The sequence below is a fragment of the Pseudofrankia sp. EUN1h genome (genome assembly GCF_001854645.1).
GTDB lineage: Bacteria > Actinomycetota > Actinomycetes > Frankiales > Frankiaceae > Pseudofrankia > Pseudofrankia saprophytica.
Genome location: NZ_MBLN01000063.1, coordinates 176389 through 188394 on the forward strand (window position 1 = coordinate 176389; position 12006 = coordinate 188394).

11 protein-coding genes are annotated in these 12006 nt (G+C 74.1%); 4 read left to right on the forward strand and 7 right to left on the reverse strand.

Annotated features, from left to right (window positions below):
• Window positions 1–4 precede the first annotated feature (4 nt).
• Both BCD49_RS43670 and BCD49_RS23525 read left to right on the forward strand, forming a co-directional pair.
• Window positions 5–181, forward strand: coding sequence for a hypothetical protein (locus BCD49_RS43670; RefSeq protein ID WP_157845276.1), 177 nt, complete (start codon window positions 5–7; stop codon window positions 179–181).
• A 49-nt stretch (window positions 182–230) separates the two neighbouring features.
• Window positions 231–497, forward strand: a complete 267-nt coding sequence (locus BCD49_RS23525) for a hypothetical protein (RefSeq protein WP_007515900.1) — start codon at window positions 231–233, stop codon at window positions 495–497.
• Between the two features lie 52 nt (window positions 498–549).
• Here the strand turns inward: BCD49_RS23525 and BCD49_RS23530 are convergent, their stop codons facing one another.
• From BCD49_RS23530 to BCD49_RS44255, 6 genes are all read right to left on the reverse strand, one after another.
• Entirely contained in the window at window positions 550–1158 is a 609-nt protein-coding gene (locus BCD49_RS23530) for a class IV adenylate cyclase (protein WP_007515901.1), read from the reverse strand.
• A gap of 315 nt (window positions 1159–1473) precedes the next feature.
• Window positions 1474–2334, reverse strand: coding sequence for a polysaccharide deacetylase family protein (locus tag BCD49_RS23535; protein WP_007515902.1), 861 nt, complete (start codon window positions 2332–2334; stop codon window positions 1474–1476).
• A 43-nt stretch (window positions 2335–2377) separates the two neighbouring features.
• Window positions 2378–3361 carry a ribokinase gene (locus BCD49_RS23540; RefSeq protein WP_007515903.1) on the reverse strand — a complete coding sequence of 328 codons (984 nt, stop codon included), beginning with the start codon at window positions 3359–3361 and terminating at the stop codon, window positions 2378–2380.
• Between the two features lie 113 nt (window positions 3362–3474).
• Window positions 3475–4011, reverse strand: a complete 537-nt coding sequence (locus BCD49_RS23545; RefSeq protein WP_007515904.1) for a DUF1697 domain-containing protein — start codon at window positions 4009–4011, stop codon at window positions 3475–3477.
• A 187-nt stretch (window positions 4012–4198) separates the two neighbouring features.
• Window positions 4199–7240, reverse strand: a complete 3042-nt coding sequence (locus BCD49_RS23550) for a GMC oxidoreductase (RefSeq protein WP_007515905.1) — start codon at window positions 7238–7240, stop codon at window positions 4199–4201.
• Window positions 7241–7955: 715 nt separating this feature from the next.
• Window positions 7956–8126, reverse strand: a complete 171-nt coding sequence (locus tag BCD49_RS44255; protein ID WP_007515906.1) for a hypothetical protein — start codon at window positions 8124–8126, stop codon at window positions 7956–7958.
• 719 nt (window positions 8127–8845) lie between these two features.
• On the opposite strand from BCD49_RS44255, the gene BCD49_RS23555 reads away from it, so the two are divergent.
• Window positions 8846–9055, forward strand: coding sequence for a hypothetical protein (locus BCD49_RS23555; protein WP_007515908.1), 210 nt, complete (start codon window positions 8846–8848; stop codon window positions 9053–9055).
• 70 nt (window positions 9056–9125) lie between these two features.
• Entirely contained in the window at window positions 9126–9965 is an 840-nt protein-coding gene (locus BCD49_RS23560) for an acyl-CoA thioesterase (RefSeq protein ID WP_007515909.1), read from the forward strand.
• Here BCD49_RS23560 and BCD49_RS23565 read toward each other — a convergent pair.
• Window positions 9962–11710 (reverse strand): flavin-containing monooxygenase, encoded by a 1749-nt coding sequence (locus tag BCD49_RS23565; protein ID WP_007515910.1) that lies wholly within the window; start codon window positions 11708–11710, stop codon window positions 9962–9964. The two genes, BCD49_RS23560 and BCD49_RS23565, sit on opposite strands and share 4 nt — an antisense overlap.
• Window positions 11711–12006 lie beyond the last annotated feature (296 nt).

Consider the following 12006-nt stretch of genomic DNA (forward strand, 5'->3'; position numbering starts at 1 on the left):
GATCGTGATCCGCAGATGGTTCGCCCGCCGCCGCGTCCAACGCGCCTGCCCGCACCCCGCCGCCGAGCGCTGGACGTGGTTCACCGACTCCGACGGCCGCAGCACCGTCGAGTGCCGCGCCTGCCACAAGACGTGGGTCATGCGCCGCCCGGACCGCATCCCGAAGGAGCCACCGCCGTGAAGGTGCTAAGCCCCAAGCCCTCCCAGCGAAAAGCGATCCGTTGACAGAAATGGACCTGCGCGCCCAAGCCGACTACGACACCGGCGAAGTCCGCGTCGGCCGCCATCGCCATGATGACGGCGAGAGCATCGGCGACACCGGCGTCACCCGACTCGACAGGCCAGATCACGAGGCCGACCTCGGAGAGCTCGAACGGGCCGCCGACATGCTGCTCGCCGAGAACGGCCTGAAGCGCACCGGTCCGTGGCGTCGAGGGCGGGATTGGAAGATCGCGACCACGGTCACCGAAGCCGAGCCCGTGCCGACCTCCAGTTGAGCCGAAGACGACGGACGCCCTGCTGAGCCGTCCTCGTGCACGACATCGGGACTCAGACGGGTGAGGAGGTGGCCGCCGTGCTGGCCGCATCCTTGCTCTCCCGACTGGATGGCATCCGCATTACTCCCTCCTGAGCGGCCCGTACCAGGGAGTCGTAGGTCTCCGTAGTACGCACAGCTTCGATCCCCAGCGAAGCGACGAACGCGGTCAGCTCGTCCTGGATGGTGACGGCCGGCTCGTCGTCAGGCACCATCCGCTCCAGCTCCAAGAACGTCCCTACGCCTTCGACCTCGTCCAGGCACAGCGACGTGCTCCCATGCCGGCCGGTCCGCCGGGACTTCGCGACACGCACCGTGGCCCGGTAACCCATACGCAAGATCGCCTCGTGCATCTGCTGACGGTCCACGACCTCCGTCTCGTACTCAAGGCAATCCTGAGCGTTCGCACCAGGCTGCTTAAGGGCGAACCAATGGCGGCCATCCACCGTACGCAGCCGCAGGAATGACACTCCGAGCTTGCTGTCGCCGAAAGACCAGCTCAAGGGGGCAAAGGCCTGGTCGTCCTGGTACACCGCCTCGCCGAGGGAAACATGCCGAACCCTGAGAGCGACAAGCAGCGCCTCCAGGTCCACCACGGAATACTTGACCTCAACCTCGCGCACAACATCTCCCTGTCGGGTACGGTATTACAGGTGCCATCGTAACGGGGAACGATAAAACGAGGCGATGGCGCTCAAAATAGCCCTCTACGTGCTCTCTTTGCCTCGAAATTCCGTATCACGGTTCGAGGCGGGTGCACCGGACAGGAATTGGCGATTGACGCCCCCAGCCAGCCTCGGCGCGATCCCGCTCAGCCTCGCTGAGATACGCGGCCCCGCCGAGGAGCCTGCCCGCCGGCGCCCCGGCATCGCCGGGCAGCCGGTCCGGTCCGGTCGTTATCCGTCCGTCGGACGACGGGCGGTATCCCGAGACCTGAGCTATCGCGGGATCCGCGCGGGCGGCGGGTGGCCGGGCAGGCCGTGCTCGGCGAGCGGGCCGAGGCGCAGGGCCGCGTCCGCGCATCGGCAGGCGAGCTCGGGCAGGGCACCCAGCGCGCTGCGCCACGCGCCGGGCACGCCGGCACGGTCGCTGTCGTGCAGGAGGATCGTGGCGCCGCCGCGCAGGTCGGGCCCGACGGCGGCGAGGACGGACAGCGGCGTGGCCCCCGCCTCCCAGTCACGTCCGCGCGCCGTCCAGAGCACCGGAGTCAGGTCGAGGCGATGGGCGGCGGCGAGCACCGCCGCCGACAGGATGCCGTGGGGCGGCCGGACGAACCGGGGTGGGCGGCCGGTCGCCGCGGCGACCAGCTCGTGGGTGCGGGCGAGCTGGTCGTAGGTGGACAGCGGGCCGCGCAGCAGCATCGGCTTGCGGTCCCAGCCGTGGATGGCCAGCTCGTGCCCGGCGGCGGCCATGTCGACGACGAGCCCCGGCGCGCGGCTGACCGCGTCGCCGAGGACGAAGAAGGTCGCGCGGACGTCGAGCTCCTCGAGCACGTCGAGGAAATGGGGTGTGGACCGCGGGTCTGGCCCGTCGTCGAAGGTCAGCGCCACGTGGTCGGCGGCGCCGAAACCGGCCAGGGCGGGGGTGAGCCGGCCGCGAACCCGGCGCAGCGCCGTCACCGCGGGCAGCCCGTAGCCCAGCCCCACGGCCAGCGCGGCGCCCGCCACCGCCGGCCAGGAGGCCACCGCGCCGACCGACAGCCCCGAGGCCTCGACGAGCGTCCGCCAGGCCGGGGCACGCGTGCCAGCCGCGGCGGTCACCGCCTCGCGAGCCGCCGACGTGGCCGTCGAATCGGTCACCGAATTGGCCACCACGTATCACACTGTGCCATGGCTACCGCGATTAGCTCCCCATCTCGCCACCCGACGCGCCCAAAGCGACACGGCGGGCGGGCGGGTCAGCGCTGAGGGCCTCGGCGACCTCCGCCGCGGTGGGCATGGACGGCCCGGCGCCGAACCGACCGACCGCGAGGCCCGCTGCCGCGTTCGCCCGTTCGAGAGCCTCGACCAAGGTCAGTCCCGCGGCCAGTGACGCGCCGAACGCGCCGCAGAAGCAGTCGCCCGCGCCGGTGGTGTCGACCACGGGCACCCGCCGGCCGGCCACGGCGAGCACCTCACCGCCGATCCGCGCCAACACGCCGTCGGCTCCCAGCGTCACCACCACGTCACCGAGCGGCGTGCCGTCCGGAACCGCCAGCCGGGCGTCGGAACGCAGCAACTCCTCGACCTCCCGGGCGGCGCCGCCCACGCCCACCAGCTGGGCGAACTCGGTCTCGTTGACGACCACGACGTCGACGGCGGCGAGCAGCTCCCGGCTCGGCGCGCGAAACGGCGCCAGGTTGAGGATCGTCGCCGCGCCGACGGCCCGCGCCGCGCGGGCGGCCGACTCGTTCGTCTCTGCGGGGATCTCGCCCTGCAGCAGCACGACGTCGCCCGGGCGGATCGCCGCGTCCGTCACCCTCTCCGGGCCCACCGCGGCGTTGGCCCCGGCGACCACGATCACGGTGTTCTCGCCGCCGTCGGCGACCGTGATCAGAGCGGTGCCCGACGGGGCGTGCTCGGTCCGCACCCGGGAGATGTCGATCCGCTCGGCGTCGAGGAAGCCGGACAGCACGGTCCCGAAGCCGTCCGTGCCGACGGCCCCGACGAGCACCGTCGGGGCGCCAAGCCGGCGCGCGGCCACGGCCTGGTTGGCGCCCTTGCCGCCGGGCACCTGGTGCACCGAGCCGCCGGCGAGCGTCTCGCCCGGCGCCGGCATTCGCGGCACCGTCACGACGACGTCCATGTTGATGGAACCGATGACGACGACCCGCCCGCGCTCAGCCACGCCTCATCCTCGCCCGCCCGGCCTGCCGGTCAACCGCGATGACCTTCACATCGGTCAGGCCGCCGCCGCCTCGGCAGCGGCGGGGCGCCACGGCTGGGCGGGGCGCGGGGCGGTCAGGCCGCGGTGACGAGGTCGCGCAGTGCCGTCACCGTGCGCCAGTTGCGGGTGGTGGCCCTGACCTCGAGCCGGCGCTCGATCGCGGTGTTGTTGAGCTTGGTGCGCCCATAGCCATGCGGGCAGTGCAGGTAGACCTCCCGCCCGACGACGGCGACGTCCTCGCCCTCGGCCATGAGGGCGGTGAGCCCCGCGACGCGGGCCTTGCCAGGCCGGTCCACCAGGAACGTGACGTGCAGCTTGGTGGGGTCGGACTCGCGGTCGAGGAACGGGTTGTCGGCGGCCAACGCGGCGAGCTCGTCCCGGTTGCGCAGCAGGACCGTGGTGCGCACGCCGATCTCCCGGTCGATGCGCGCCTCGATGTCGGCCGCGAGCGCGGACCTGGGCGCCTCGGTGCCGAACAGCACGTTGCCGGTCCGCAGATAGGTCGAGATCCCGGCGTACCCGAGTCCGGAGAAGACGGCGTGCAGGTCGGCCATGTCGACCTTGACGCCACCAACATTGATCCCGCGCAGCAGCGCCGCGTAGGTGGTCACCAGCCTCCTTTCGGCCCCCCACGCGGCACTCTACGAGCACCGGGCGCCCGCTCTTGGCTAGTTCACCGATCCGACAGGATCCACGCGGCCCCTGGCGCCGAGGCACATCCGCCCAGGCCACCCCGGCGGCCCGGCCCGCGGGCTCAGCCGCGGGCCGGGCCGACAGGGCCCCGCCGGGGCCGGCGGACTACTTCGAGGCGGCGTCGGCCGAGGCCGGACCCGCCTCGCCCACCGCGGCGCCGCCCCGAGGCGACGGGACGTCCCGCGCCGGGCCCGAGCTGCCCCGCGCCGTCCCTGACGCGGTGGCGGTCGCGGTGGCGGTCGCGGTCGCGGTGCTGGACCCGCTCGGCGCCGTGGTCGCCCTGGTCTCCCCCGCCGCGTTCGGTGCGTTCGTCGCGCTGGCCGTCCTCGGTGCCCTGGTCACGCCGGCAGCCTTCGATGCCCTGGTCGCGCCCGCGGCCTTGGTCGTCCTGGCCGCGCCGGCGGCCTTGGTCACCTTGGCGGCGCCGCCCGTCCCAGTCGCCCTGGCAGTGCCCGCCGCGCCATTCGTCCTGGCCGTGCCGGCCTTCGCCGCGACCGCCGCGCTGCTCCGCCTGGCGGCGCTGGCCGTCCCAGTCTCCTTGGGAACACTGGCCCTGGCTGTGGCCGCCGTGCCGTTGTCCTTGACGGTGCTGGTCGCGCCACCCGCCTTGGCGGTGGCACCGGCCCTGGGGGTGACATTGGGCTTGGCGGTGACATCGGACTTGGGGGTGCCACTGGCCTTGGCCAGGCTCGCCGCGCCATTCTCCCTGGCGGCGCTGGCCGTCCCGGTCGTCCGGGCGACGCTGGCGCTGGCCGCGCCCGGCGTCCCCTTCGCGGCATCGGCCGCTCCGCCGGCCCTGGCCGGAACCGCCGCGCTGGCGTTGGTGGACGCGGGAACCGCCTTGGTCGCGGTCGCCCCGGTGGCCGCCGGAGTCCGCGGCGCCGACGTCCGGGGCGACGGGAGCCGGGGTGCTGTCCCGCGCGCCGCGGCCGCGGACGTCGCGGCCGACCTGGGCGGCGGAATCTCGCCCGATGTCCTGTCCGCGGACCGGCCGGCCGCGGCAGTAGGCGCGCTCGCCGCGGTGCCTCCTGCCCGTGCCGAACCCGAGCCGGTCGCGGTGGCCCGGGCCGAACCCGCGCCCGCGGCGGCCGCCCTGGCCGGGCTGGTCCGGGTCGCGCTCGTTCCCGTGGCCTTCGTCGCGGCCGGGCCAGTCCTCGCGGCATTTTTCGTCCCGGGTGCCCCGGCCCCGGCCGTTCCCGCACTGGCCGTCGCCGTCCTGGCCGTCGCCGTCCTAGCCGTTCCCGTTTTGGCCGTCGCTGTCCTGACCGCTCCCGCCTTGGCCGATGCCGGTGTGGTCGCGGCCGTGCCGGCGACGCGGCCGCTCGTCGCCGAGCGCGGACGGGGCACCCCGCCGGCCCGGTCACGGCTCGCGTCCAGCATGCGCTGGACCGCGAGGTCGGCGAACGCCGCGATCGTCAACGCCGGGCCCACGCCGAGCGGCCCGGGCAGCGCGGCGCCGTCCAGGACGTACAGGCCGGGGTGGCCGAAGACCTCGCCCAGCGCGTCGACCACGCCGTCACGCGAGCTGTCTCCCATCGGGGCACCGCCGATCGGGTGCGCGGTAGCTCGGCGGCGTGGCGAGGCCAGCGGGTGCGGCTCGAGCCGGCCGCCGAGGCCGTCGGCCAGCCGCGCCATCGTCGCGCGCACCCGATCGGTGTCCGCGTCCCGGTCGGTGCTCGCGCGTTCGAGGCCGAGCCGGTCGCCGTCCAGCCGCAGCACGCCGTCGGCCGCGGACCGGCCCATGGCCAGCAGGGCCAGGACGGCCTCGCCGTCCGCGCCGGCCTGGGCGAACCGGGACAGCTGCCCACTCAGATCGTCCTGCCCGCCGCGCAACCGGTCGGCGACCCAGCCGCGGGCGACTCGCAGGGGATGACCCAGGCCGCCCCACAGACCACCACCACCGGCGGCTCGGTGGCCGGCCAGAAGCCAGGAGACGAACGCCGGAACGCCGGCGTCCTGGATGTGGAAGCCGGGCTCGCCGCCAGGACCGTCCGCCACCGCCACGCTGGCGGTGACCGTGGGTGCACCGCCCAGCGGCCACGGGGATCCGTCCGCGTGGCGAGCGCCGGATACCACTCCGAGCGCGTCGCCGTTACCGCTGAAACCGTGCCCCAGCATCGGGCTCAGGCCCGGCAGGGCCGCTCGGCTGCGCAGCAGCAGGTAGCTGGAGCCGAGCGCGCCGGCGGCCAGCACGACCCGCGTGCACCGCACCGTGCGCGCCGGCAGCATGGCCAGGTCACGCGGTGTGCCGTCGACGGCACCGTGGTGCTCGACGTAGGTGACGACCCAGCCGCCGTCGTCGTCGGGAGCGATCGCCAGTACCTCGCACCGGGTGCGGATCTCCGCGCCGTGGTAGGCGGCCGCCGACAGGTAGGTGTGGTCCAGACTGTTCTTGGCGCCGTGGTTGCAGCCGAGGACGCAGTCGCCGGCGAGCTGGCAGGTCGTGCGGGCGCGGCCGTGCACGTTGCCGTACGGAGCCTCGGGAAGCGCGAGCCCGGGTGCGGTGGCGCCGCGGGCGGCGAAGCTGACCGCGAGCGCCGGCTGCCGCCATTCCAGCCCCATCCGCTCGGCCGCGGCGCGCAGCGCGGCGGTCCGCTCGGCGGCCTCGTAACCGGGGCGGCCGGCGGGGAACGGCGTCGCGCCGAGCATCTTCTCCACGGCGTCGTAGTGCGGTTCGAGGTCCGCGCGGCTGATCGGCCAGGGCCGTCCGGCCGCCCGGCGCCGCGACCCGGTGCCCGCGGACCCGCCGGCACCACGGGGCCGGCCGGCGGCGGCCGCGCGAGGGCCAGCCTGGGCTCCCCGGCCGCTCGGCTGCGCGTCGGGGCGGACGAACCACCGTTCGTCCGCGCGCATCAGCGCGTTGGCGGAGATCAGCGAGCCGCCGCCAAGCCCCGACGACACCACCGCGTCGAACCCGCCCAGCGACCAGATGTCGAACAGGCCGTGCCTGCCCTCACCGGGGTTCCAGTACGCGCCGGCCACCTCGCTCGGCGTACGCGGGAAGGCACCCGGCGGGTATACCCGGCCTCGTTCGAGCACCAGCACGTCCCGGCCTGCCTCGGCGAGCCGGAACGCGGTGACCGAACCACCGAAGCCCGACCCGACGACGACCGTCTCGACCTGCTCTGGCGCGGACTTGCGGACCATACGCCTCGGACCCCTCGCTGCGACAGTCGGTCACCATCAATTCGGCACGCACGGTAGTCGCACGATTGCCATCTGTCGAAGAAGGTCGAGGTACTGGCCGGTCGCGCCCGCCACGCCGGGCCACGCCGCCACCTGCGCGCACGAGGAGCGGGCGCGGGGGCGGCACTCCGGCACGGCGCACCATCGGCGCCCGGCTCAAACAGAGAGTGATGCTGGCAGGGACGGATTCACGCATGCCAGCACGGCGGGGCGGCGATGCGGCGGGCGCGTCCGGCGGGCCGTCCGGCGGAGCGGAGCCGCGAGGAACCGCAGAGCGCTGGAAGGGCATTGCCGAGCGGCCCGACGCGCATGGATGTCGACGCACTCGGCCGCGGCGCCCCAGAAACACCCGGAGCCGGCCGGGAAGTCCCGGTCGGCTCCGAAAGGTGCTGGCCGCGCCTGCTGGCCGGCGCGCCTTTCTCGCGCACCGCCCGCGGGCCGACGGCCTGACTGATGTGTCGCGGGTAACTCGAGGTCCGGCCACTCGACGCCCGGTTGTCCGGTCTCGCGCGCCGCGTGTGCCGCGGGTCACTCGGCCCGATATCCGGCGAGCCCTTTGGCTGACTGCCCGAAATCGGGTTCCGTGTGTATTCCCGGAAGGTGCCGAATTCCAGCCGGCGAAGACGGCCGGCCCGTGTCACCGGTCACCCGTCACGCGGGGCCGACGACGCCGGTCCTACAGGGAGCCGCCCTGACGGACGAGGATGACCTCGAGCTCGTGGCGGGCGTTCGGCGAGAGGGCGTCCTGGGCCAGGTAGGTCTCGAGGGCACGGCGCTGGCGGCGGGCGACCCGGCGGGCGGCGGCCTGCGACCGCAGCCGCGTGATGGTGGAAGCGTCGTTCTGCATGTCATTCTCCTGGGGCAGGTGTGACCGCGACCGCATTTCCCCGGCGGCCGCAAATCCATTCTGAACCACGTTTCGGCAGTTTTGGAAGGCGGTCGGAGGTGAGCTATGACGCATAGCAGACAGGCCAATGACCCGCCACCGCCGTGGAGTGGCCCGGGCCACATTCACTCCTTTTGTCGCGGCGCCAATGAATGAGTGGCACCGGTCACAGGAAGGCAAAGCGGCCGCCTGGCGCCGATTCTCCGACAAGCCGGCGCCCGGCTCCGCGAATAGGTTGTCCGCGCAGGTCGCGGCCCGCGCAAAGGCGCGCGGGCCCCGCTCCCCCGCGCCGGCCTGCGACGGCGGGCCACCGCCGCGTCCCGCCGAGGACGCCGACCGGCTCCCAGCCGGAGATCTCGCCGTGGGTTCCGCCGGCCATGGCCGGCCATCCTCCAGACCGCCAGAGGAATCGAGCCAGCCCCCCAATGGGCCGCCCCCTGCCGTGACCTTGGACACGGCAGGCGCGACGCCGCTCGCTCGGGCGAGGGCCGCGCCAGCGCGCGGACGACCCGACAAAGGCGCTCAGCTGCCACGGGGGCCCATAGGAGGACAACAAAACACGGCCGGCTCGGCGCGGAGGCGACATCTACAGTGTGGTAGAGGTTCGTAGACAGGATTGACCGAGGAGCCGGGCCCGACGCGGCCCGTGGCGCCGCGGGGTCGATCCGACGGGAGGCCAGGTGCGCGACCAGCTGCGGTGGGCGGCTCAGGTGATCGCCGCCGCCAACGACGAGGACCTGCTGAGCATCAGCACCACCGAGGAGGCCCCTGAGCCTTCCCGGCACGACGCCCACCGGCTCGCCGCCAGCCTGGTGCCCGCGCCCCGCGCGCCCGGAGACCGGGTGAGCCGCTGGCATCGCCTGCCCCGCCCCGTCCCCGACGGAGTCTGAGCTCGGGCTGACCGCGGCGAGCGCGCGGTGAACGAGTGCGCTGGGCGGCCGGGGTGGGCGAGGGGACACGGTGAGCGAACGGAACGGGCGGGACGAAACGGTGCCGCCGGGGCAGGCGGGCGTCACGCTGCTGGACCTGCTCGCGCTCGAGGAGCTCGACCGCGACCTGTACCGGACGACGGCCCTGTTCGACGAGCCCTACTCCCTCTATGGCGGGCAGGTCGCGGCGCAGGCGCTGCTCGCGGCCGGGCGGACGGTGTCCGAGGGGCGGCTGCCGCACTCGCTGCATGGTTACTTCCTCAGCCGCGGCAACGCCGCCCGTCCGACGATCTTCCGGGTGGCGCGGGACCGGGACGGCCGGTCGTTCTCGGCCCGCCGGGTGGTCGCCATCCAGGGCGGCCAGGTGATCTTCAACATGGCCTGCTCGTTCCACCGGCCCGAGAACGGCCTCGACAGACAGGTCGGCCCCCCGCCGGCGTCGCGGGACCCGGAGACGCTCGCGCCGCTCCAGCTCGCCCGGCTGTTCAACATGGAGAGCCGGCTGCCGGAGCAGCCCTACCCGGACGCGGACTGGCCGACCCGTTTCTGGGCACGCTCGACGCTCCCGCTCGGCGACGACCCGATGCTGCACGCGAGCGTGCTCACCTATCTGTCGGACGTCTCGGGCGGCCTCGCCGCCTGGCATGAGGGGCGGGCCCATTCCGGCGCGAGCCTGGACCACGCCGTCTGGTTCCACCGCCCGGCGCGCCTCGACGACTGGATGCTCATGGATGTCATCCCGCAGACGGTCGCCAGCGGCCGCGGCGTGTACACCGGCACGGTCCACAGCCGCGACGGCCGGCTCGTGGCCAGCCTCACCCAGGAGTGCCTGTTCCGCGACCTGCGCCCCGACCCCGACCCCGTCGCCTAGCGAGCCACCCGCGTCGGCGCGGACGGTATTGGTACGGAGGGCATCGGTACGGACTGCGTCGGCACGGACGGCACCGGCACCGCGTCGTCCGCCGCCGTGCCTTGGTTGACGGCGGGCGCGGCCGGTCGCCTGACGACCGCCTCGGACGCCGCCTCGGGCGGCGGCAGGAAGCGCAGGTCGAGGCCGGTGACCCGGCCGAACCGGAGCGCGCGGATGTCCGCCAGGTAGCTCATCCGGGTCCGCCACGGCGGGCGGTCGCCCTGGCGGGGCAGCTCACCCGCGTCGCGCAGCACGTAGCTGGCGGTCAGGTCGAGCACCGACGACCCGCGACCCGTCCCGGCGGCGGAGCCGGCCGGAAGCGCGCGATCCGCCGTGAGGTCGCCGGGGACGAAGACGCGGTAACCGTGCCGGTCGAGGTGGCGCAGCAGGCGGCAGAGGTGGCCGCCCACCAGGTCGACCTTCAGCGTCCAGGAGGCGTTGACGTAGCCGAGGGCGAAGGCGAAGTTGGGGACGCCCTCGAGCATCATGCCCTTGTAGACCCGGCGCCGCGGCACGTGCACCGGCTCGCCGTCGACGGTGAGCGCGATCCCGTCGAACATCCGCAGCCGCAGGCCCGTCGCCGTGACGACGACGTCGGCGGCGAGCTCCCGGCCGGATCTCAGCCGGATCCCCCGCTCGGTGAACGTGTCGACGTGGTCGGTGACGACCTCGACGTTCCCGGCGGAGATCGCCCGGAACAGGTCACCGTCCGGCGCGACGCACAGCCGCTGGTCCCACGGGCCGTAGGCCGGGGCGAAGTGCGTGGCGACGTCGTAGCCGGCCGGCAGCGCCCTGGCCACCCGGGCCAACAGCTCCCGCCGCACCGCCTCGGGGCGGTGCCGGCTGAGCCAGTACATGAACTGGCCGAGCAGGATGTTGTGCCAGCGAACCAGCCACGCGGCCCACCGGGCCGGCAGCACGCGCCGCAGGCGGGTCATCAGCGGGTGGACGGCGGGCAACGCGACGACGTACGTCGGTGAGCGCTGCAGCATCGTGACATGCGCGGCCCGCTCGGCGAGCGCCGGCACGAGCGTCATCGCCGTGGCCCCGCTGCCGATCACCACCACCCGCTGTCCGAAGTGGTCGAGGTCATCCGGCCAGTGCTGGGGGTGCACCACCCTGCCGGGGAACGCCGCGCGGCCGGGGAAGTCCGGCTCGTGGCCGCGGTCGTAGCGGTAGTAGCCGGTGGCGCCGACGAGGACGTCGCAGGTCAGCCGGATCCGCCGCGGCCCGGCGGCGGCCGCCGCACCCGGACCGCTTGGCACGCCCGGACCGCCCGGACCGCCCGGCGCGCTAGGCGGGGCGTCCGCGGTGAGCTCGACGTCGACGGTCCAGCGGGCCAGCGTGCTCGACCAGCTGGCCGCGACCACCCGGTGGCCGTACCTCACCAGCTCGTCGACCCCGTGGGCCCGGGCGGTCTCGGCCAGGTAGCGCAGGATCGACGGCCCGTCCACGATCGACTCCTCCCCCGTCCACGGCCGGGACGCGTAGCCGAGGGAGTTCATGTCCGAATCGGACCGGATGCCCGGGTAGCGGAAGAGGTCCCACGTCCCGCCGAGCGTGCCGCGCGCCTCCAGCAGGGCGACACCGCGACCGGGGTGGCGCCTGCGCAGGTGGGTGGCGATGCCGATGCCGGACAGCCCGGCGCCGATGATCAGAACATCGACATGCTCGCCCAGGTACTCGTCCGAAAGCCTCGCCGCCATGATCACTCCCGTCGCCGGCCGATCCACCGCGGCGTTGGCCTACCGGTGGGCTACGCCGGCGACCGAGTCTCCGGCCGACGGCGTGGGCACCGGTCCCCGCCTCATGGAGGCAGGCGCCGCCAGGTTGGCTGGCGAGCCCGCTGACCAGGCAAATGTCGCGTGGACCGGTGTCCGCCGCCCCGATTCTGCCCCCTGCGACGCGGCATTCTCGTTGTCGCCGACAAGCTTGCTTGTTGTCCTCTACAAGCTCGCCCGTTGTGACCGACACATCCGTTCGGTGACGCGACCTGCTCACG

Coding starts and splice junctions, on each gene's coding strand:
- BCD49_RS23525 (WP_007515900.1), top strand. CDS start 231: ATGGACCTGCGCGCCCAAGCCGACTACGACACCGGCGAAGTCCGCGTC.
- BCD49_RS23550 (WP_007515905.1), bottom strand. CDS start 7,240: ATGGTCCGCAAGTCCGCGCCAGAGCAGGTCGAGACGGTCGTCGTCGGG.
- BCD49_RS44255 (WP_007515906.1), bottom strand. CDS start 8,126: ATGCAGAACGACGCTTCCACCATCACGCGGCTGCGGTCGCAGGCCGCC.
- BCD49_RS23565 (WP_007515910.1), bottom strand. CDS start 11,710: ATGGCGGCGAGGCTTTCGGACGAGTACCTGGGCGAGCATGTCGATGTT.